Below are 20,127 nucleotides of genomic sequence, written 5' to 3' on the forward strand. Positions count from 1 at the left end.
GGACGCCCATGGTCCCGGCCTGGACCCGGATACGGCGGGGCCGAGCCCGCTACGCGCGCCGCGCCTCCGCCATACGCTGCTCGGCGATCCGGTCCGCAGCAGCGGCCGGCGGAATGCCATCGACCTTCGCACGTGCGAATATCGCCAGCGTGGTGTCGAAGATCTTCGCGGCCTTGGCCTTGCAGCGGTCGAAGTCGAAGCCGTGCAGCTCGTCCGCGACCTGGATGACACCGCCGGCGTTCACCACGTAGTCGGGCGCGTAGAGGATGTGGCGATCGGCCAGGTCCTTCTCGACACCCGGGTGGGCGAGCTGGTTGTTGGCCGCGCCGCAGACCACCTTCGCGGTGAGCGCGAGCACGGACTCGTCGTTGAGCGCACCGCCGAGCGCACACGGGGCGTAGATGTCCAGGCCCTCGGTGCGGATCAGCGCCTCGGTGTCCTTGGCAACGGTGACCTGCGGGAACATCTCGGTGATCCGGCGCAGCGACTCGTCCCGCACATCGGTGACGACCACATCGGCGCCGTCCTGGACCAGATGCCCGACCAGGTAGTGGCCGACCTTGCCGACACCCGCGACACCGACCTTGCGCCCACGCAGGTCGGGGTCGCCCCACTGGTGCTGCGCGGAGGCGCGCATGCCCTGGAAGACGCCGTAGGCGGTGAGCACAGAGGAGTCGCCGGCGCCGCCGTTCTCGGGGGAGCGGCCGGTGGTCCACTGGTTGGTCCGCGCGACGACGTCCATGTCGGCGACATAGGTGCCGACGTCGCAGGCGGTGACGTAGCGGCCGCCGAGCGAGGCGACGAAGCGCCCGTACGCCAGCAGCAGCTCATCGGACTTGATCCGCTCCGGGTCGCCTATGATCACGGCCTTGCCGCCGCCGTGGTCGAGCCCGGCCATGGCGTTCTTGTACGACATTCCGCGTGAGAGGTTCAGCGCGTCGGCGACGGCCTCGTCCTCGCTGGCGTAAGGGTAGAAGCGCGTGCCGCCGAGGGCCGGGCCCAGGGCGGTGGAGTGGATGGCGATCACGGCCTTCAGGCCACTGGCACGGTCCTGGCACAGCACGACTTGCTCGTGGCCGCCCTGGTCCGAGCGGAACAGGGTGTGCAGTACGTCGACAGGGGCGCCGGTTACATCGGTCACGGTGGTGACTCCCAGGATACGAAGCGGCGATGGTGGGTCCTTCCCGCGCCGCCCCCCGTGCTTGTGGCCGGGGATGAGTGGGAGAGGGACCGGTTGGGCAAGAGAGTAAGTCCTACGGGTGCGTAGATCCGACCCAGTGCCGAGGATCACCCTCTCCCGGAGTACGCCCGTGTACGCCCCAGTGCGCGCGTGGAAGGATCTGCGACATGCCGGCCGTCACATCTGTGCTCGTTCCCTATGCCGCCTACCTGCGGGTGTACGAGCCCTTGGCGGCGTTTCCCGAGCCCGAGCGTGATCACTGGGCACGCTATGCCCGCCGTGGGCGGACCCCCACGGCGCAGGACGAACTGCGCCGCTCGCTCGCCGACTTGCTGCCCACCCCGCCGATGCCGGTCCCGGCGCACGAGAGCCCGGAGGCCTTTGTCACGGAGGCGGACGGGGTGGTCTGCGTCTGCCCCTGGCGCACCCGGTTGCGCGGCTGGCTGGCGCTGAAGGATCTGCCGGAGCTTTTTCCCGCGCCGGTGCTGGACGCCGTGCTGCCCCCGGTGCTGCGGGGCCAGGCCGCGGCGGACTACGAGGCCTGGCGCGAGGGCCACCCCGACGCCAGGCCGTGGATCAGGACGGCGGTGTGGCAGGTGCCGGTGCGCTGGTTCACCTTGTTCGCCGACGAGGAGCGGGAGTACGAGCCGGGCGAGGTGCCGGGGGAGTCACCTTCGCTGCGCTACCGGACACCGATGGTGCAGGCGCGACGCAGGCTGGCACGGGCGCTGAAGACCCTGCGGGAGGCCATCGACGAGGGGCCGCTCACGGAGGGACTGGTTGACGTGGGGCGCTGGCTCGAGGAGTTCCATCCGCGCTCACTGGTGGAACTCGACTACGGCGGTCTTGTACACGCCCTGCCCCCGGAGCAGCTCGCCGACGACCGGTCGGCGGCGGACGTTGCCGAGGGGATCGCCGCGCTGCGGGACGGGGACGGCGAAGGCGCCGGGGAGGCGTACGGGCGGCTCACCGAGCGGTGGCGGGCGGTCCGGGACCTGCAGTTCGCGAACTGACGGACCCGCATCCCGGGTCGGCGTGAGTGGGCATGCGTGGTCGCGGCCCGGGCTGGGCAGCTATCGACATAGCCCCTATCCGGACCTTTGGGTCAAGCCGCCCAAGGGTGCGAAGAGCGTCAAGGGTGACGGACAGCACTAAGCCGTCCCTTGCGTTCATCGCACGCCCTCGTGCCAAAATAGGACAAGGAGTCCGGGGAGGGTTCCTTCCACCCGTAAAAAGGTGGATTGCTCTGCATTGCACGCTATGGGGGGTCTGATGACTCCTGATCGCTCTGTGACTGATCGTCACTGTGACGTGACTGTCCGCTATGCGCGGGTCCATCGGCTTCCGCCGCTGATGAACACCTGAGGGGGCAATTCCATCGGTTTGGCCGACGTGGCTGGACAGATGGTGTAGTTGTAGTGCCGAGGACAAGCCGTTCGTCCTATAACCGACTCGGCCCGCGTCCGCCATTTCGGGCAACGCGGGTCAAGGTGCAGAATTTAGAGGAAAGAACCGAGAAGGTTCGGTTCTCCCGAGGAGGCCGCTCATGACCGCTCGCACCCCTGATGCCGAGCCGCTGCTGACCCCGGCTGAGGTCGCCACGATGTTCCGCGTGGACCCGAAGACGGTCACACGCTGGGCCAAGGCTGGCAAGCTCACGTCCATCCGCACGCTTGGTGGACATCGCCGGTACCGCGAGGCAGAGGTCCGCGCACTGCTTGCGGGTATTCCGCAGCAGCGCAGCGAGGCCTGACACCCCGAAAGCCGGGCATAGCCGGGGCCCCCACCCCGCAGCCCGCACCGAGCTCGACACGGCGTGCACCTGCCCCAACAGGACTTCGTCGTCGATCGCGCTGGACTCCGCCGGGTCCAGCGCGATCTTTTTTGTGCGCGCGAAACCCGTCGGTGGAACGTGCAATTGCACATATTAAATTGGCCCGTTGTAGGGGGCGTATAAGTCCACACGTTCGCGAAACTCGCTCGGTGACTCCCGTCACATGGGATGGGGGTCGCCGTGTCGCTCGTCCTCGCCGCTGCCATCCCCGGTCCCCGGCGGTTCGGCCGCCGCGCTTGACCCCGTGGACGGCTCTGCTGCGGTCTCCCTGGTCTGCGCGGTCTCGGGGGCCCGAACAGGTTCAACGGTCCGAACAGGTTCCACGGGCTCCACGGCGCGCACGGGCTCCACGGCGCGCACGGGCTCCACGGCGCGCACGGGCTCCACGGCGCGCACGGGCTCGGCGGGTTCGGCCGGCTCCATCGCGAGGCGCAGCAGCCGGTGGCAGACCGGACAGTGCCGGGTGAGGTGCCGATAGCCGGAGACGGCCGCCAGATGGGCGCGCAGCAGCGCCCGGGTCTCATGCCTCACTGTGGATGCCGCCATGCGCCACCTCCGCGGTCCGGGTCGCGTGCCCCTGTCATGTCTGGGTACCGGTGGCAAGTGGCCCCGTCAATACGGCAGAAGGCGCCAGGGAGGCCGAGAGCGGCTGACGGGATTCGAGAGAACCCGAGTGGGAGTCGAGGAGGGCCGTGGGAGACCCCGGAAGCGGCAGAAGCCCGGAGGCCGTCTGAGCGGCGGGTGGGTGTCCGGTCCGGGGCGAGGGCGCGCCGGTGGGCCGCCGGGGTGTGTGATGCGACGCAGGGGATGTCCACTCCGGCACACAGGCGCCGACCCGTGGTGCGGAGACGCCGGAAGGCCCGCACCACGGGGTGCGGGCCTTCCGGCTGCTGCGGTCCTGACGGGATTTGAACCCGCGGCCTCCACCTTGACAGGGTGGCGAGCACTCCAAACTGCTCCACAGGACCAGGTTTCGCAGCCGTTCGTTCCTTGGCTGCGAGAGAGACTGTACAGCAGGTCAGAGGGTCAGGTCGAACTCACTGATGGCGACGGCGATGTCACGGCGCAGCGGCGTCGATCGCCTTGATGATCCGTTTGTCCGAGACCGGGTGCGCGGTGCCGAGCGCATGCGCGAAGTAGCTCACCCGCAGCTCCTCGATCATCCAGCGGATGTCCAGCACTTCCTGGGGTACCGGTCGCCCCTTGGGCAGCTGCTCCAGCAGCCAGGCGTACTCGTCCCGCATCTCGCGGATCTTCTGCATCCGCGTGGTGTCGCGCTGCACGGACGTCGGCATCTGCTGGAGCCGGCGATCCACCGCCACCAGATAGCGCATCAGGTCGCCCAGCCGCCGCAGCCCCGTGCGGGTGACGAAGCCCGCGGGCATCAGGGCCGCCAGCTGCTCCCGTACGTCCTGGACGTTGTTGATCAGCACCAGGCTGTTGGTGGCTTTGAGACGGCGCTCACAGGCCTGCCAGGCGGCCAGGATCTGCCCCACCTGGTCGACGGTCCGCACAGTGGTGTCCACGAGGTCGGCACGCACCTTGTCGAACAGTTTGCGGAACGCCTCCTCGTCCCAGGCCGGACCGCCGTGTTCGGCGATCAACCGGTCCGCGGCAGCCGCGGCGCAGTCGTCGAACAGCGCCTGGATGGAGCCGTGCGGATTGCGCGAGAGGGCGAGCTTCTGCTGGTTCGTCAGCCGCTCGGACGCGAACTTCGCCGGATTGACCGGGATGTTCAGCATGATCAGCCGGCGAGTGCCCTGCCACATCGCCTGCTTCTGCTCGGCCTCGGTGTCGAAGAGGCGCACGGAGACGCTCTCACCGGAGTCCACCAGAGCCGGGTATGCCTTGACGGGCTGGCCGGCGCGGCGGGTTTCGAAGATCTTCGGGAGGGTCCCGATCGTCCAGTCCTTCAGACCGGAGCGCTCGATCGAGGCGCCCCCGGACCGCTCCGCCGTGGCCGCCGCCGCCTGGGAGAGGGCCTGCCGGGCCTTGGGCTTGAGCCGCAGCCGCAGGGATTCCAGATCCTTGTCCTCGGCGAGGCTGCGGCGGCGTTCGTCGACGATCCGGAAGGTGATCTTCAGATGGTCCGGGACCTTGGCGATCTCGAAGTCGTCGGCTGTCACCGGCACGCCAACCATGCGCTGGAGCTCCCGTGCCATCGTCACCGGCAGCGGCTCCTGCAGGGGAACGGCCTTCTCCAGGAAGGCCCTCGCGTAGTTCGGAGCGGGCACGTAGTGGCGGCGGATCGGCTTGGGCAGCGAACGGATCAGTTCGGTGACGACTTCCTCGCGCAGTCCCGGGATCTGCCAGTCGAAGCCCTCGTCCGTCACCTGGTTGAGCACCTGGAGCGGGATGTGGACGGTGACGCCGTCATTCCCCTCGCTCCGCTGCGGATGCCCGGTATCCGTTCCCGGTTCGAACCGGTAGGTGACCCGGAACTTCAGCGCTCCCTGTCGCCACGAGTCCGGATAGTCGTCCTTGGTGACCGCCCCGGCCTTCTCGTTGATGAGCATCTCGCGCTCGAAGTCGAGCAGCTCCGGTTGCTCACGGCGCTTGTGCTTCCACCAGGAGTCGAAGTGGGCCCCGGACACCACATGCTCGGGCACCCGCTGGTCGTAGAAATCGAACAGCGTCTCGTCGTCCACGAGGATGTCCCGGCGGCGAGCCCGGTGCTCGAGCTCCTCCACCTCGGTGAGGAGCTTGCGGTTGTCCGCGTAGAACTTGTGGTGCGTACGCCAGTCGCCCTCGACCAGGGCATGGCGGATGAACAGCTCCCGGCTCGTCTCCGGGTCGATCCGGCCGTAGTTCACCTTGCGCTGGGCGACGATCGGCACGCCGTACAGCGTGACCTTCTCGTAGGCCATCACCGCCGCCTGGTCCTTCTCCCAGTGCGGCTCGCTGTAGGTGCGCTTGACCAGATGCCCGGCGAGCGGCTCGATCCACTCGGGCTCGATCTTCGCATTGACCCGGGCCCACAGGCGCGAGGTCTCGACCAGTTCGGCTGACATCACGAAACGCGGCGGTTTCCTGAAGAGCGCGGAACCGGGGAAGACGGCGAACTTGGCGCCGCGTGCTCCCAGGTACTCGTTCTTCGCCGTGCTCTTCCCGCCGTCCCGACCTGTGCTCTCCTTGATGTCCTTCATTCCGACATGGGAGAGGAGTCCGGCGAGCAGCGAGACATGCACGGCCTGGTCCGGGGCGGTACTGCCCGCCGAAGGCTCATCCAGATGGAGGCCCATCTGCTTGGCGACCGTACGCAGCTGGGCGTAGATGTCCTGCCACTCGCGGATCCGCAGGAAGTTCAGGTATTCCTGCTTGCACATCCTGCGGAAGCTGGACGAACCGCGCTCCTTCTGCTGCTCGCGCACATAGCGCCAGAGGTTGAGGAGGGCGAGGAAGTCGCTGGTCTCGTCCTTGAAGCGGGCGTGCTGCTGGTCGGCCTGCGCCTGCTTGTCCGAGGGCCGCTCGCGCGGGTCCTGGATGGACAGCGCGGCGGCGATGACCATGACCTCGCGGACACAGCCGTTCTTGTCGGCTTCGATGACCATCCGGGCCAGCCGGGGGTCGACCGGCAGCTGCGCCAGCTTGCGGCCCAGCTGCGTCAGCCGCTTCTTCGGGTCCTTTTCCCCTGGGTTCAGCGCGCCCAGCTCCTGGAGGAGCTGCACACCGTCGCGGATGTTGCGGTGGTCCGGAGGGTCGATGAAGGGGAACTTCTCGATGTCGCCGAGCCCGGCCGCGGTCATCTGGAGGATGACGGACGCCAGGTTGGTACGGAGGATCTCGGCGTCCGTGAACTCGGGTCGGGACAGAAAGTCGTCCTCGCTGTACAGGCGGATGCAGACGCCGTCGGACGTCCGGCCGCAGCGGCCCTTGCGCTGGTTGGCGCTGGCCTGGCTGACAGCCTCGATGGGCAGCCGCTGGACCTTGGTGCGATGGCTGTAGCGGGAGATGCGCGCGGTGCCCGGGTCGATCACGTACTTGATGCCGGGGACCGTCAGTGAGGTCTCCGCGACGTTCGTGGCGAGGACGACACGGCGACCGCTGTGCGGCTGGAAGACGCGGTGCTGTTCGGCGTGCGAGAGCCGGGCGTAGAGCGGGAGCACCTCGGTGAAGCGCATGTTCTTCTTGTTCAGCGCTTCCGCGGTGTCGCGGATCTCCCGCTCGCCGGACAGGAAGACCAGGATGTCGCCCGGCCCTTCCTTCTGGAGTTCGTCGACCGCGTCGCAGATCGCGGTGATCTGGTCCCGGTCGGAATCCTCGGAGTCCTCTTCGAGGAGCGGGCGGTAGCGCACCTCCACCGGGTAGGTACGCCCGCTGACCTCCACGATCGGGGCGTCCCCGAAGTGCCGCGAGAAGCGCTCGGGGTCGATGGTCGCCGAGGTGATGACCACCTTGAGGTCGGGGCGCTTCGGCAGCAGCTGGGCCAGATAGCCGAGCAGGAAGTCGATGTTGAGGGACCGCTCATGGGCCTCATCGATGATGATCGTGTCGTAGGCGCGCAGCTCGCGGTCCGTCTGGATCTCCGCAAGCAGGATGCCGTCCGTCATCAGCTTCACGAAGGTGGCGTCCGGATTCACCTGGTCGGTGAATCTGACCTTCCAGCCCACCGCTTCACCGAGCGGGCTGCGCAGCTCGTAGGCGACCCGCTCGGCGACCGTACGAGCCGCGATCCGGCGGGGCTGGGTGTGCCCGATCATGCCGCGCACACCACGGCCGAGCTCCAGGCAGATCTTGGGGATCTGGGTGGTCTTCCCGGAACCGGTCTCACCCGCGACGATCACGACCTGGTGGTCCCGTATCGCCTCGAGGATCTCGTCCTTCTTCTGACTCACCGGGAGCTGTTCGGGGTAGCTCACACCGGGTACCCGTGCCGCACGCTCGGCGGAACGGGCGGCGGCCGTGGCGGCCTCCGCCGCGATCTCGTCCAGCACCGCCTGACGGGCTTCGGGCTTGCGGATACGGCGGGTGCCTTCGAGGCGCCGCCCGAGCCGGTGCGCGTCACGCAGCGAGATCTCGGCCAGCTGGGTCTGGAGATCGGCAAAGGAAGTAGACATACGGAATCCAGGATCGCACCCGTGCGAACGGAGTGGCGAACCCATTTCCGACTGATTCCCGGCGTCGCCCGGGTGGCTGCCGGGCCCGACGGGTTCGGCCCCGTACGATGACGATCACATCAATCCGGATGCAACTGGATGAAATCGGCTTAACCGGACAAATTCGACCGGACACGGAGGAACTCCGTCGCATGCCCGATTCCCTCAAGCCCTTCGTGCTCGGTGCCGGGGTTGCCGCGATCGCGGTGGTGCTGGGTGTCGTCTCGTACACCGCCACTACCCGCTCCGAACCGGCGGCGAGCTCAGGCGACGTCGCGGCCGAGTCCACCGCGCCCGAGTCCGGGGTCTACCCGGAGCTGGAGAAGCTCGCCAGGCGCGCCCCCGGCGACCCCATGGCGATCGGCCGGGCGGACGCGCCAGTCGTGATGATCGAGTACGCCGACTTCAAGTGCGGCTACTGCGCCAAGTTCGCCCGTGACACCCAGCCGGCCCTGGTGAAGAGGTATGTCGACGAGGGCATCCTGCGCATCGAGTGGCGCAACTTCCCGGTCTTCGGCGATGAGTCGCAGACCGCGGCGCGTGCCTCATGGGCGGCGGGGCGACAGGGCCGGTTCTGGCAGTTCCACGACGCGGTGTACGCCACGGGCGGCAGCGAGAAGGGCTTCGGCACCGAGCGGCTGCGGGAGCTCGCCCGGCAGGCGGGGGTGGAGGATCTGGGCCGCTTCGCGGGCGACGCGGACAGCCGGACGGCCCGGCAGGCGGTGGCGAGGGACGAGGAGGAGGCCTATGCGCTGGGTGCGACCTCCACGCCGTCGTTCCTGGTCAATGGGCGCCCGATCGCCGGGGCGCAGTCGGAGGCCACCTTCGTGGAGCTGATCGAGACGGCGCGGGAGTCCGCCGACCCAGGGATGGCGGCGGGCCCGGACGGCCCCGGCCCTGCCGCCACGAGCCCGTTCGCGGCGCGCTCAGCCTCTCCGGGCCCGACCACGACGCCGGGGGCCGCACGGCAGGACTCCGCTCGATGACCGGCATCGGCTATCTCGCCGCCTTCGCCGGCGGTCTGCTCGCGCTGCTCAGTCCGTGCAGCGCCCTCCTGCTTCCCGCGTTCTTCGCGTACTCGATCGACTCCACGACCCGGCTCGTCGCCCGTACCGGCGTCTTCTACGCGGGGCTGGCGACCACACTGGTGCCGCTCGGTGCCGCGGGTTCGTTCGCCGGGCGGCTCTTCTACGGGCACCGCGACCTGCTGGTCGCGACCGGGGGTTGGCTGATCATCGCGCTCGGCGTGGCCCAGGTCCTGGGCCGGGGCTTCGCGCCGCGCCGACTCGCCGAGGCCGGCGGCCGTATCCGACCCACGACCGCCGTGTCCGTCTACGCGCTCGGCCTGGTCTACGGACTCGCGGGCTTCTGTGCGGGCCCGATCCTCGGGAGCGTCCTGACGGTGGCCGCGCTGACCGGCAGCCCCGCCTACGGGGGCTTTCTGCTCGCCGTCTACGCCCTCGGCATGGCCGTACCCCTGTTCGTGCTCGCGCTGCTGTGGGAGCGCTGCCGCCTCGGCAAGCGCGGCTGGCTGCGTGGCCGTGTGGTCCGTCTCGCCGCCGGCCGCTTCGAGTTGCACACTGCATCCGTGCTGTCCGGGCTTTTCTTCATCACCTTGGGTGTCCTCTTCCTCGTATTCGATGGGACCACCGCGCTGTCCGGGCCGCTGCCGGTCGACATGTCGTACGCGCTGGAGCATCGGGTGGTCGGTGTCGGGCGGGCGGTCCCCGACTGGGCCCTGGTGTCCGTCGCGGCCATGGCCGCCGGGGCCGTCCCCGCCATGCGGACCTGGCGGCGCGGCCGAGCCGCCGCACGACCCACCAGGCCGAGTGCCTGAGGCCGTGATCATGAGTCGGGTACGGCGTCGAGGCAGCGGGCGGCGTGGGCCCGCAAGGCGTCGGCGAGTCCGGGCGGTGCGTCGGCGAGGCTGAGATCGGCGTCGACCGAGGTGATCATCCATGCGAGGTCACGGGGGTCTCGGCGCCGCCAGGTACAGAAGGCAGCTGCCGTCGTCGACCGGTTCGACGACGCCCAGTTGACCGCGTGCAGGCTTTCTCCGGCGAGACGCGGACCGCGGTGAGCGGTGGTGGCCGGCAGTGCGCTCGCAGGTACCAGGACGGGGCGCGCTCCCGATCCGCTGTGAACCTTCCGGTTTACCAGCGTTGCGGTGCTGGGTAGTTACGGGCAGTCAGGCTCGCGACATATGCCAGAGATCTCTTTCGGTTCCGATCCTGGGAGATTCGCGTTTCGCTGTAGAAAGTGGCCATCGCCCAAGGGCCTGCACCTATTGCGCCATCAGCGACAGGGGGTGCGCACAGTGAAGGCACCGCGGAGAGGTTCGGGCTGGAAGAGGTCGAGCGATGCGGCGGGCGTCGGAGGTGTGATTGCGGCTGTCGCCGTAGGCGTGTCGGTCTGGCAGGCGCTTGGCCAGTCCAAGGCCATTATTTATGCCGTGGTCGCGATGCTTCTGGGGCCCATGTGTTCCTGGGCGGCCCGTCGAGTGAAGCGGTGCGAGGACGACCGGCGTGGCCGCCCGCCCCGGCTCTCCTTCCCCGATCAGGTCCTGGCCACCGTGCTCCACCTCCACCTCCACCTCCACCTCGCCCTGGCCGCGGAACCCCTCGCCGTACTCTTCGACAGCAGCCGCACCGCCATGCACCGCACCCTGCTGAAGATCAGGAAACTGCTCGAAGCGCACGGCATCGTCATCCCGACGGCGACCACCCCACCCGCTGCCCTCGGACCCCTCCAGGCCCGGATCCTCGCCCAGAACAGCGATCCCGAAGGCAAGATCAAGACAACGTATTTAATGATCTGCAAGCCCTTAAGCTGCGTCGTCATTCCATGGCGGTGAACTCGGCGAAGATCATCCAGTGCCCCACAGGAGCCCGGTGCCGGACAACCCCAGGGGAGTTGGTACCCGCTGTGGAAGCGGGTCGGCTTGGAGGCCCGGTTTCGTGGCCTTCGGCGCTCGGCTGTCTCGCTGCTGCTCGATCTCGGAGTGCCACCGCACATCCTCCGGCAGACCAACACGAGAACAGCCCCACCGAATGATCTTCGGTGGGACTGTCTGCCCAGTGGAGGGCTGCGGTGGCTGGGGCCGGGGTCGAACCGGCGACCTTCCGCTTTTCAGGCGGACGCTCGTACCAACTGAGCTACCCAGCCACGCGACTCTGACGAGTCGCAGCGGTCCTGACGGGATTTGAACCCGCGGCCTCCACCTTGACAGGGTGGCGAGCACTCCAAACTGCTCCACAGGACCAGAGGTCATGCATTGTGCGAGAACCAGTCTCGCACACGGTTGTGCGTGCCCCCAACGGGATTCGAACCCGTGCTACCGCCTTGAAAGGGCGGCGTCCTGGGCCACTAGACGATGAGGGCTAAAGGCCCGCCGTGTGCGCTTCGCAGCGTGTCGGGGACGTGAGAAGCATATGGGATGCGGGGAGCTATCGCCAAAACGGTTTACGGTGCAGGTGCGCTCGGGGGTGCCGAGGGCCCGGATCCCGGGGGTGCGGTGGTCGCCAGATGGCGGCTGACCTCGGCTGTCGTCAGGCCGAGACCGCCCAGAGTGATCTCGTCCCAGGCCTGGAGGCCGCGAGTGGCGCGGTCGAGGTAGAGGACGGATGCGCGCACCTTCTCAGGCTCGTCGTTCTGGACCGCGCGCAGACCCCCACCGCCCGTGGAGCCCTCGATCTTGAGCCGGGTGCCGAGGGGGAGCCGTTCGTTCTCGCGGTGGTGGACGTGGCCGGCTAGCGCGAGCGGCACCACGCCGTCGGTCTCGCGTGCAGCGACCGGGTTGTGGGCGACCGCGATGTCGACGGGTGTGCCCGCCCGCCGCTGATCGCGCAGCGCGGATGCGAGGCGGATGCCGGCCATGCGCTCGGCGGGGTCGCCGCCCGGCACCGTCGTACGGTCCGGGGTGAACTGGGGGTCGCCCGTCCCGGCCACGCGCAGCCCGCCGACGGTGACCGCGCGGCCCTCGTCGAGCACATGCACGTTCTCCAGGCCTTGGAGATAGCGCTGGGTGGCGGGCGAGTCGTGGTTGCCGCGTACCCAGACGTAGGGCGCCCCGAGATCGGGAATCGCGTCCAGGAAGCTGTTCTCGGCGGTGCTTCCGTGGTCCATCGTGTCGCCGGAGTCGATGATCACATCGATCCGGTACTGCTCCACCAGTGAACCGATGATGTGCCAGGCCGCGGGGTTGAGGTGGATGTCGGAGACATGCAGCACCCGGACCGTGGCGGGGTCCGGCTGGTAGACAGGCAGCGTGGAGGTCGCGTCGTACAGCTTGGTCACGTTGGTGACCAGCCGGGCCAACTCCTTCTGGTAGACGTCGAACTCGGTCACGATCGACCGTGCGTTGCCGACCACGGACGGCGCGCTGCTCAGCAGCCCGGAGAACTTCGGCTCGAGAACCGAATTCGGATTCCACGTGGCGTACGTGCCGATTCCGGAGGCCGCGAGCAGCGCCAGCGCGAGACCGCCCGCCGCGAGCGCGCGGCGCGGGCGGCGGTACACGGCCAGGCCGAGGGCGGTGGCGCCGGACACGACGGCGACACAGGAGCGCCACGCCAGCTCACGGGTGCCGTCCCTGACGTCCTGGGAGACCTCCTGCTGGAGGCCCGACAGTCGCTCGGGGTGTTTGACCAGGGCCTGGGACCGCACCGGGTCCAGCCGGTCCACGTCGACATCGAGGCGGATGGGCGCCGAGTGGGAGTCCAACTCCAGAGCCCCCAACGGTGAGACGTTGATCTTCGTGCCGCCGGACAGGGACGGACGCAGGGTCATGGTCGTGTCCATCGGGCCCACGGGCGTCCGGACCGACCCGACGATCAGCAGTCCCAGCCAGGCACCGACGAGGACCAGCGCGATCAGGCCGACGGCGCGGGCACAGGGGTGGCGATGCGAGTGGGACGCAGCCTCGGCGGCGAGGAGGCCGGGTGGATCGGTGCGGAGGCGCTTCCCCTGGTGGGTCCCGCGGTGCTTCCCGCCGTGCTTCCTGAGCGGGTACGGGCGCGGAATGCCGGTGAGGAAGGCGCGGAGCCGTTCACTAGCGCGAGCCATTGGTCCCGTATGCCCAGGTGCCGGGCCGGGTATGCCGCGCGCCGCGCACGCACCGGCTGCGGCCGGGTGCTGGAGATGACGCGGGAAACATTCGAAGAACTGGTGAGCCAGGCCCTGGACCGGATTCCGCCGGAGCTGACGCGGCTCATGGACAACGTCGCGGTGTTCGTCGGGTACGAACCGCCCGCCGATGACCCGGAGCTGCTCGGGCTCTACGAGGGCACCCCGTTGACCGACTCGCGGCGAGTGGTACGCGGGCGTGCTCCCCGACCGGATTTCCATCTACCGGGGGCCGACCCTGCGGATGTGCGAGTCGCGGGAGGACGAGGTGGCCGAGACCGAGATCACCGTGGCGCACGATGTACGCCGTACACCTCTTCGGGAGCAGGTTCACCCGCTCTGCTGACCGAAGCGTGTTCCTAGCCCCAGCCCAGCTCGTGGAGCCGCTCGTCATCGATGCCGAAGTGATGGGCAACCTCATGGACGACCGTCACGGCAACTTCGTGCACGACATCGTCCGGGGTCTCGCAGTAGCGGAGTGTCGGGCCCATGTAGATGGAAATGCGGTCGGGGAGCACGCCCGCGTACCACTCCCCGCGTTCTGTGAGGGGTGTTCCCTCGTACAGCCCCAGTAGCTCCGGGTCGGACGGGTCGGGTTCGTCCTCCACGAACACGGCCACGTTGTCCATGACCCGCGTCAGCTCCGGGGGGATCGTGTCCAGGGCCTGGCTCACCAGTTCTTCGAATGTTTCCCGCGACATCTCCAGCACAGGGCCCATTGTCACGGACGGCGGCGATTCACGGGGCGGCACTGGCCCAGGTCTTCCGCCTTGGTGCGGCCGGCCTTCTCCTGGCGAGGGACGGACGTGGACGTGTCGGTGAGGTCCGAGATCCGCAGGTACGGGATCGCGCGCAGCGGAGAGATCGCGCGCGAGAATGGCTCCCGTGGTGACATGCAGACTTCCCCTATCCCCGCAGACCGACCCCCATCTCTTGATGGTGGAGGTGTCTGACGGGTGTTCCTGCGTGCATGAGACCGCCCACCATTTCGGTATCGACGACGAACGGCTGCACGCGCTGGGGTACGGATGAGCCCCGGACCTGATCCCGGATCCGGTCCGCGCCGCGATCCCGGGCCCGACGAGCCGGTCGACCCCGATATCGATCTGCACTGGCCTGAGCAGCGTGCCGAGACGGCCGGCGCGAGGAAATGGAAGGTTCTTGCGGCCGTTTCGGCGGGCGGGGTCATCGGGGCGTGCGTCCGCTACGGCGTGTCGCTCGCGTGGGCGTCCCCCTGGGCGACGCTCACCGTGAATGTGTCGGGGTGCGCGCTCATCGGCGTAGTGATGGTGCTTGTCAGCGAGCACAAGGTGATCACCTGGTCGCTGGCGAGGCCGTTCCTGGGGGTCGGGGTGCTCGGCGGCTACACCACGTTCTCCAGTTATGCCCTGGACATCGCGACACTGGCGGACCGTCAGAAATTCGCCATGGCCGCCGGATACACCTTCGCCACCCTGGTCGGGGCGCTGGGCGCGGTGTGGCTGGCGGCCGTGCTGACGCGCAAGGCGCTGGGGGCGCGGATCGCGGCGGAGGCGCCGTGAACTGGCTGCTGGTGGTGGTCGGCGCTGCCTTCGGGGCGCCACTGCGCTATCTGACGGATCGTGCGCTGCAGGCGTGGTATGGCTCGGAGTTCCCCTGGGGGACGCTGGCGGTGAACATCGCCGGGAGCCTGGTGCTGGGCCTGGTGGCCGGGGTGTCGGCCGGCGAGGGGCGCTCGTCCGGTCTGTACGCGATGCTCGGTACCGGGTTCTGCGGGGTGCTGACGACGTATTCGACCTTCTCGTACGAGACGCTCCGGCTGGTCGAGCACGGACGAGCGCGCTGGGCGGCGGCGAACGCGGGTGTGTCGCTGCTGGTCGGGCTGGGGGCGGTGGCGCTGGGGGCGGGCTTGGTAGGTGGGCTGGGGCGGTAGGCCGCGGGCGTCGGGCGGCGGGTGCGCGGGGCGGGCCCGGTGGGGGGGCGTGTCTCCCATGGGGCGGAGGGAGTTGGGCAGGGCGACTGCGCTCTCATGTCCCGGAGGTGCCGCCCATGCGCCGGTTGTCCGCTCCTGGCCGTTGTGCCGTATGGCTCGTCACCGCTCTCGCCGCGGCCACCACCGCGGGGTGCGTCAGCGTGGGTGATGGCGGTGGAGCGGCCGCGCCGTCGGACGGGCCCCAGCCGCGTGGTGCCGATGCCGAACCGGACGGCGGGGGCGCCGGATCCGGTGGCGGACGTTCCCGTACGGGCATGGGCGGCGGCACCGCGCACTCCGAGAGCGCGGGCCACCGGCACGAGAGCAGGGACGTGGCGGGCGCCGTCGCTGACGAGGGCCCGAGCGCGTCAGCGACGGCGCCTGCCACGCGTCCGCCCGTTGCGGGCGGAGGCAGGGACGGCAGCGGGAGCGGTGCGGTCCCGTCCCGGCCGACCGGTCCGCAGGGGCCCACCGGCGCGCCATCCGTCCGGCCGGACCCACCGGCGGATCCGACGCCCTCGGCGGGAGAGCCGACTCCGCCCGCGGAACCGACTCCGCCCGATACGGACCCCGACCCGACGGAGCAGCCACCGACGGAACCGCCGACCGAGACGCCGGCGTCCGAGACGCAGCTGGGCAAGCTGCGTGAATCGTCCGACGCCTGGTCGGACGGGCCTTATGCGGATCCGTACGCGGATCCGGAGGGAGGGAGCGGCGCGGCCGAGTGATGCGGGGTAGCCGCGACAGCGGGTGTGATGAGCGCCGCATCCTGCTGGTTTGCCTTGGGAGGGGGGAGGTGCGTATGGTGGTAGATCGTTTGATCCCATTTGCCCGGCGCCACCACAGAAGCGCGCCGCGTGTGGCGCGTACTCTCCCTTGCCGTGGCTGACCGCATTGAGGCGGTCGAATTGCGAATCACGGAGTTTGGGCGCGTGCCGAGACTCCGGAAGGTTTCGCATTTCGCATGTCCATTTCCAGTTCTGACCGCGCCGTCCTGCCCGAGAACGAGCTTGAGCTCGACCTGGCAATCGAGAACCAGGACGAGAGCGACGCTGCCGCCGACAACGCGGCTGCAGACGCCGAGGCCGATGCTCCCGAGGTGACCTTCGGCGACCTGGGCCTGCCTGACGGCGTGGTCCGCAAGCTCGCTCAGAACGGTGTGACCGTCCCGTTCCCGATTCAGGCCGCGACCATCCCGGACGCCCTGGCCGGCAAGGACATCCTGGGCCGTGGCCGTACCGGCTCCGGAAAGACCCTCTCCTTCGGCCTGCCGCTGCTGGCCACCCTGGCGGGCGGCCACACCGACAAGAAGAAGCCCCGCGGCGTCATCCTCACACCGACCCGTGAGCTCGCCATGCAGGTCGCCGACGCGCTCCAGCCGTACGGCGACGTTCTCGGCCTGAAGATGAAGGTCGTCTGCGGCGGTACGTCCATGGGCAACCAGATCTACGCTCTCGAGCGCGGCGTGGACATCCTCGTCGCCACTCCGGGCCGGCTGCGGGATGTCATCAACCGCGGCGCGTGCTCGCTGGAGCAGGTCCAGGTCGCCGTGCTCGACGAGGCCGACCAGATGGCCGACCTGGGCTTCTTGCCCGAGGTGACCGAGCTGCTCGACCAGGTCCCGACCGGCGGCCAGCGGATGCTGTTCTCCGCGACGCTCGAGGACGAGATCGGCACCCTGGTGGACCGCTACCTGGTCGACCCGGTCAGCCACGAGGTCGACGCCGCCCAGGGCGCCGTCACGACCATGACGCACCACGTCCTCGTCGTGAAGCCGAAGGACAAGGCGCCGGTCACCGCCGCGATCGCCGCCCGCAAGGGCCGCACCATCATCTTCGTCCGCACCCAGCTCGGTGCCGACCGGGTCGCCGAGCAGCTGGTCGAGGCGGGCGTGCGCGCCGACGCTCTGCACGGCGGCATGACCCAGGGCGCGCGTACCCGCACCCTGGCCGACTTCAAGGACGGTTACGTCAACGTCCTGGTCGCGACCGATGTCGCCGCCCGCGGTATCCACGTCGACGGCATCGACCTGGTGCTGAACGTGGACCCGGCCGGTGACCACAAGGACTATCTGCACCGCTCCGGCCGTACCGCCCGCGCCGGTCAGTCCGGCACGGTCGTCTCGCTGGCGCTGCCGCACCAGCGCCGGCAGATCTTCCGGCTGATGGAGGACGCGGGTGTGGACGCCTCGCGCCACATCGTCGGCGGTGCCGGTGCGTTCGACCCGGAGGTCGCCGAGATCACCGGCGCACGCTCGCTGACCGAGGTCCAGGCGGACTCCGCCAACAACTCCGCCAAGCAGGCTGAGCGTGAGGTCGTCCGGCTCACCAAGGAGCTGGAGCGCGTCCAGCGGCGGGCGGGCGAGCTGCGTGAGGAAGCCGACCGTCTGGTGGCCCGAGCCGCACGCGAGCGTGGCGAGGACCCGGAGGCGGCGGTCGCCGAGGTCACGGAGGCGGCGCAGGCCGAGGTCGTGGCGGAGGTCGCGCAGGCCTCGGTGCCTGAGCAGCGCGAGGAGCGCGAGCCCCGCCAGTCCCGTGACTTCCGCGAGTCGCGTGACGAGCGTCCCTCCTACGAGCGCCGTGAGCGTCGCGACGACCGAGGCAACTTCGAGCGCCGTGACCGCCGTGACGGTGACCGTCCGTTCAACCGCGACCGTCGTGACGACCGTCGTGACGGTGACCGCGGTGGATTCCGCCGTGACAACGACCGTCCGTTCAACCGTGACCGTCGTGACGACCGCCGTGACGGCGACCGCGGTGGATTCCGCCGTGACAACGACCGGTTCGAGCGTCGGGACAACGACCGTCCGTTCAACCGCGACCGTCGTGACGACCGTCCCGCGGGCGGCGGCTTCCGCCGTGACGACCGCGGCGGCCGCTCCTTCGAGCGTCGTGACCACCGGGGCGGCGACCGTCCGTTCAACCGCGACCGTCGTGACGACCGTCCCGCGGGCGGCGGCTTCCGCTCGTCCGGCCACGACCGCCCGTACGGCCGCCGTGACGACCACCGCGACCACCACCGTGGTTCCGGCTCCGGCTCCGGCTCCGGCTCGTTCGGCGGCGGGCGCCGCGAGGACAAGCCGCGCTGGAAGCGCAACGGCTGACAACTGCGGCCATGTGCCTGAGGGCCCGGCGGCACCGTGAACACGGTGCCGCCGGGCCCTTCGCCGTAGTTTCGCACCCTTGTCCGTGCGTTGCGCGGACGCGGCCCTGACGAGGGGTCACCGGCACGAGCTCTCAGCCACCCGGCCGCTGTTCCCCCCGCCCCGGCACCTGCGGCGACTCCCGGGAGCGGATACCCGATCGGATCTTTGCCGCGGTCCGGCTATGCTCATGGATGACGCGTCGAGGGCCGTTAGCTCAATTGGCAGAGCAGCGGACTTTTAATCCGTTGGTTGTGGGTTCGAGTCCCACACGGCCTACCGCTGGCAGGGAGGGGATACCCTCTCTGACCTGCTACGGAGCGCCCCGATCGGTCTCAGCCGGTCGGGGCGCTCCGTCGTTCCCGGCCTCGTGCGTGAGCGATGCGTGAGCGGACGGTCCGAGACAGAGCCCCATCCAGCGCTACTGCGCGGGGCCGACGGGCACGGAAGGTGCTTCCAGAGTCTCCTCGATGGCCGCTACAGCGTCGGCAAGCCGGCGGTAGACCTGTGCCGAACGCCCCATGCGCTTCAGGCCGTGCTGCAACGGATCGCGCATGTGCTTCTCACAGACGACGAAGTCCGCGTACCCGGCTGCGCAGGACAGGTAGATCATGTCCGTCAGGTCATTAGGTCGCCACGTCGTGCCCTTGTTGAGGTGCCGACTGTGGAGCATCTCCCGGAAGAGGCCGACGGCCGGGGACCCGCCGATGGCGCGCACCAGTCCCTTGAAGCCCCATTGCCGGAACAGCTCTGTCGAAACCCCCGCCGCAGCCGCCTCCTCAGCAAGGTCCTGCTGCAGATCCTTCACGATGTGGATGTCGATGGCCCTCCGCTTCTGCTGCGAGTCCTGATCCAGCTTGTCCAGCCAGTCACTGAACCGTTGGCTCGCCGCCGTCCAGCCGGTGCCCGGCCCCTCCTCGACCCGCTCGGTGTCGAGCATGGTGTCGATGGAAGAGGCGGCAGCGATCAATGCCTTGGTCTGGAATGCCAACTGGCTCGGCAACGTCCGCGGCAGCTCGGAGCCAGTCCACCGGGTGGGCGAATAGAGGGCGTCCGGGTCGAGGGTGAAGACCGGAGCGGAGCGTACGTTGCGGGGTCGGTCTAGTCGGTGGCAGAAGGCATCGTGAAGCTCGTTCCGCCGGACCTGCAAGGGGTCGCGCATCTGCCATCCCCGGCTGTACTGCAAGACCGTGAGCCCAAGGTCGTAGCGCTTGTCCGTGCTGAACCGCTTGCCGGTCTCGTAGTAGTGGCCGGCAGAAGCAGGCAGGACAATCCGGCGTTGCTCAACCCATTCCATGAGCTTTCGGCCAGCAGCCTGGTTCTCCCCGCTGCTCTTCTGCTCGTCGTGGCAGGCGTTGCTCAGCGTGCTCCACTGGTTCTGGTCGAGGTACACGACGAGCCGTCCTGCCAGCTGATCACCGGCCCCTTCCAGCGGCATCTCGAAGAGAATCTGGTCGCCCGTCAGGGTGGTAGCGAGGAGGGCCCCGAAAGCCGGGCTGAAGTCCAGTCTGGCCACGACGCTCGTGTCCTCGAACGGGGAGGGGTCCAGCGGAAGCCGGGCCTCCTTCCCATCCGAGCGGGTGAAGACCGTGCACGACGCCGCGCGGTCCATCGTGATCAGCGTTATGGACAGCCTGCTCTCGTTTTCCACGACAGCAATCTTGCGGTGCTTTTCGGCAGGGTGAAACCTGGTTGTTTCCTCGGTCTTCTCCTGGCGGGCGCGGGGCGCCAGCTGGGCCGCCGCTTCGGCGGCTGCCTGGTCGACCTCGGGGAGCATGCTCGTGTGCGTGTCCGAGGTCA

General features: G+C 69.2%; 16 protein-coding genes, 5 tRNA genes and 2 pseudogenes. 12 read left to right on the forward strand and 11 right to left on the reverse strand.

Going from position 1 to position 20,127, the window contains the following annotated elements; genetic code table 11:
* Positions 1 to 49: 49 nt before the first annotated feature.
* Positions 50 to 1,141, reverse strand: a complete 1,092-nt coding sequence (locus tag V1460_RS02045) for a Glu/Leu/Phe/Val dehydrogenase dimerization domain-containing protein (RefSeq protein WP_338671752.1) — start codon at positions 1,139 to 1,141, stop codon at positions 50 to 52.
* Between the two features lie 206 nt (positions 1,142 to 1,347).
* Here V1460_RS02045 and V1460_RS02050 point away from each other — a divergent pair, with 206 nt between their 5' ends.
* A complete protein-coding gene (locus V1460_RS02050; RefSeq protein ID WP_338671753.1) occupies positions 1,348 to 2,193 on the forward strand; it encodes a hypothetical protein in 846 nt (281 codons plus the stop codon).
* 533 nt (positions 2,194 to 2,726) lie between these two features.
* Positions 2,727 to 2,933: a developmental transcriptional regulator BldC gene (bldC, locus tag V1460_RS02055; RefSeq protein WP_003949541.1), complete on the forward strand. Its 207-nt coding sequence runs from the start codon at positions 2,727 to 2,729 to the stop codon at positions 2,931 to 2,933.
* Positions 2,934 to 3,173: 240 nt separating this feature from the next.
* On the opposite strand, the gene V1460_RS02060 is transcribed toward bldC, so the two are convergent.
* The 3 genes from V1460_RS02060 to hrpA all read right to left on the reverse strand — a co-directional run bounded on the left by V1460_RS02060 (position 3,174) and on the right by hrpA (position 8,071).
* Entirely contained in the window at positions 3,174 to 3,560 is a 387-nt protein-coding gene (locus V1460_RS02060; RefSeq protein ID WP_338671754.1) for a DUF6274 family protein, read from the reverse strand.
* Positions 3,561 to 3,907: 347 nt separating this feature from the next.
* Positions 3,908 to 3,982 (reverse strand) — tRNA-Asp (locus V1460_RS02065).
* Between the two features lie 90 nt (positions 3,983 to 4,072).
* Positions 4,073 to 8,071, reverse strand: a complete 3,999-nt coding sequence (hrpA, locus tag V1460_RS02070) for an ATP-dependent RNA helicase HrpA (RefSeq protein WP_338671755.1) — start codon at positions 8,069 to 8,071, stop codon at positions 4,073 to 4,075.
* 191 nt (positions 8,072 to 8,262) lie between these two features.
* Between hrpA and V1460_RS02075 the strand changes: the two genes are divergently transcribed.
* The 3 genes and pseudogenes from V1460_RS02075 to V1460_RS02085 form a co-directional block, all read left to right on the forward strand.
* Positions 8,263 to 9,096, forward strand: coding sequence for a DsbA family protein (locus V1460_RS02075; protein WP_338671756.1), 834 nt, complete (start codon positions 8,263 to 8,265; stop codon positions 9,094 to 9,096).
* Positions 9,093 to 9,947: a cytochrome c biogenesis CcdA family protein gene (locus tag V1460_RS02080; protein ID WP_338671758.1), complete on the forward strand. Its 855-nt coding sequence runs from the start codon at positions 9,093 to 9,095 to the stop codon at positions 9,945 to 9,947. Before V1460_RS02075 ends, V1460_RS02080 begins: the two co-directional genes overlap by 4 nt.
* 678 nt (positions 9,948 to 10,625) lie before the next feature.
* Positions 10,626 to 10,964 (forward strand): annotated as a pseudogene (locus V1460_RS02085) (hypothetical protein); the annotation flags it as partial.
* 237 nt (positions 10,965 to 11,201) lie between these two features.
* On the opposite strand, the gene V1460_RS02090 reads toward V1460_RS02085, so the two are convergent.
* From V1460_RS02090 to V1460_RS02105, 4 genes are all read right to left on the reverse strand, one after another.
* Positions 11,202 to 11,275 (reverse strand) — tRNA-Phe (locus tag V1460_RS02090).
* 22 nt (positions 11,276 to 11,297) lie between these two features.
* Positions 11,298 to 11,372: transfer RNA gene (locus tag V1460_RS02095), tRNA-Asp, on the reverse strand.
* Between the two features lie 46 nt (positions 11,373 to 11,418).
* Positions 11,419 to 11,491 (reverse strand) — tRNA-Glu (locus tag V1460_RS02100).
* Positions 11,492 to 11,572: 81 nt separating this feature from the next.
* Positions 11,573 to 13,174 carry a metallophosphoesterase gene (locus V1460_RS02105; protein ID WP_338671760.1) on the reverse strand — a complete coding sequence of 534 codons (1,602 nt, stop codon included), beginning with the start codon at positions 13,172 to 13,174 and terminating at the stop codon, positions 11,573 to 11,575.
* Positions 13,175 to 13,240: 66 nt separating this feature from the next.
* Between V1460_RS02105 and V1460_RS02110 the strand changes: the two are divergent.
* A pseudogene (locus V1460_RS02110) lies at positions 13,241 to 13,580 on the forward strand (metallopeptidase family protein).
* Positions 13,581 to 13,593: 13 nt separating this feature from the next.
* On the opposite strand, the gene V1460_RS02115 reads toward V1460_RS02110, so the two are convergent.
* Together V1460_RS02115 and V1460_RS02120 are read right to left on the reverse strand one after the other, a co-directional pair.
* Entirely contained in the window at positions 13,594 to 13,944 is a 351-nt protein-coding gene (locus V1460_RS02115) for a metallopeptidase family protein (RefSeq protein ID WP_338671761.1), read from the reverse strand.
* A gap of 11 nt (positions 13,945 to 13,955) precedes the next feature.
* The gene (locus V1460_RS02120) at positions 13,956 to 14,129 is read right to left on the reverse strand and encodes a hypothetical protein (protein WP_338671762.1); all 174 of its coding nucleotides are present in this window, start codon (positions 14,127 to 14,129) and stop codon (positions 13,956 to 13,958) included.
* Positions 14,130 to 14,170: 41 nt separating this feature from the next.
* On the opposite strand from V1460_RS02120, the gene V1460_RS02125 reads away from it, so the two are divergent.
* The 6 genes from V1460_RS02125 (at position 14,171) to V1460_RS02150 (ending at position 18,606) form a co-directional block, all read left to right on the forward strand.
* Entirely contained in the window at positions 14,171 to 14,266 is a 96-nt protein-coding gene (locus V1460_RS02125) for a metallopeptidase family protein (RefSeq protein WP_407077381.1), read from the forward strand.
* Complete coding sequence (locus tag V1460_RS02130) at positions 14,263 to 14,775, forward strand: CrcB family protein (protein ID WP_338671763.1); 513 nt, start codon at positions 14,263 to 14,265, stop codon at positions 14,773 to 14,775. Before V1460_RS02125 ends, V1460_RS02130 begins: the two co-directional genes overlap by 4 nt.
* The gene (gene crcB / locus V1460_RS02135) at positions 14,772 to 15,146 is read left to right on the forward strand and encodes a fluoride efflux transporter CrcB (protein WP_338671764.1); all 375 of its coding nucleotides are present in this window, start codon (positions 14,772 to 14,774) and stop codon (positions 15,144 to 15,146) included. The genes V1460_RS02130 and crcB overlap by 4 nt, the downstream gene beginning before the upstream one ends.
* Before the next feature lie 116 nt (positions 15,147 to 15,262).
* Positions 15,263 to 15,913, forward strand: coding sequence for a hypothetical protein (locus V1460_RS02140; protein WP_338671766.1), 651 nt, complete (start codon positions 15,263 to 15,265; stop codon positions 15,911 to 15,913).
* Between the two features lie 236 nt (positions 15,914 to 16,149).
* Complete coding sequence (locus V1460_RS02145; RefSeq protein ID WP_338671768.1) at positions 16,150 to 18,288, forward strand: DEAD/DEAH box helicase; 2,139 nt, start codon at positions 16,150 to 16,152, stop codon at positions 18,286 to 18,288.
* A gap of 245 nt (positions 18,289 to 18,533) precedes the next feature.
* Positions 18,534 to 18,606: transfer RNA gene (locus V1460_RS02150), tRNA-Lys, on the forward strand.
* 142 nt (positions 18,607 to 18,748) lie between these two features.
* Here V1460_RS02150 and V1460_RS02155 read toward each other — a convergent pair.
* Positions 18,749 to 20,104, reverse strand: a complete 1,356-nt coding sequence (locus tag V1460_RS02155; protein WP_338671769.1) for a hypothetical protein — start codon at positions 20,102 to 20,104, stop codon at positions 18,749 to 18,751.
* Positions 20,105 to 20,127: the final 23 nt, after the last annotated feature.

The organism is Streptomyces sp. SCSIO 30461 (assembly GCF_037023745.1).
GTDB lineage: Bacteria > Actinomycetota > Actinomycetes > Streptomycetales > Streptomycetaceae > Streptomyces.

Coding starts and splice junctions, on each gene's coding strand:
- V1460_RS02050 (WP_338671753.1), top strand. CDS start 1,348: ATGCCGGCCGTCACATCTGTGCTCGTTCCCTATGCCGCCTACCTGCGG.
- bldC (WP_003949541.1), top strand. CDS start 2,727: ATGACCGCTCGCACCCCTGATGCCGAGCCGCTGCTGACCCCGGCTGAG.
- V1460_RS02060 (WP_338671754.1), bottom strand. CDS start 3,560: ATGGCGGCATCCACAGTGAGGCATGAGACCCGGGCGCTGCTGCGCGCC.
- hrpA (WP_338671755.1), bottom strand. CDS start 8,071: ATGTCTACTTCCTTTGCCGATCTCCAGACCCAGCTGGCCGAGATCTCG.
- V1460_RS02075 (WP_338671756.1), top strand. CDS start 8,263: ATGCCCGATTCCCTCAAGCCCTTCGTGCTCGGTGCCGGGGTTGCCGCG.
- V1460_RS02080 (WP_338671758.1), top strand. CDS start 9,093: ATGACCGGCATCGGCTATCTCGCCGCCTTCGCCGGCGGTCTGCTCGCG.
- V1460_RS02105 (WP_338671760.1), bottom strand. CDS start 13,174: ATGGCTCGCGCTAGTGAACGGCTCCGCGCCTTCCTCACCGGCATTCCG.
- V1460_RS02120 (WP_338671762.1), bottom strand. CDS start 14,129: ATGTCACCACGGGAGCCATTCTCGCGCGCGATCTCTCCGCTGCGCGCG.
- V1460_RS02125 (WP_407077381.1), top strand. CDS start 14,171: ATGGTGGAGGTGTCTGACGGGTGTTCCTGCGTGCATGAGACCGCCCAC.
- V1460_RS02130 (WP_338671763.1), top strand. CDS start 14,263: ATGAGCCCCGGACCTGATCCCGGATCCGGTCCGCGCCGCGATCCCGGG.
- V1460_RS02140 (WP_338671766.1), top strand. CDS start 15,263: ATGCGCCGGTTGTCCGCTCCTGGCCGTTGTGCCGTATGGCTCGTCACC.
- V1460_RS02145 (WP_338671768.1), top strand. CDS start 16,150: ATGTCCATTTCCAGTTCTGACCGCGCCGTCCTGCCCGAGAACGAGCTT.
- V1460_RS02155 (WP_338671769.1), bottom strand. CDS start 20,104: ATGCTCCCCGAGGTCGACCAGGCAGCCGCCGAAGCGGCGGCCCAGCTG.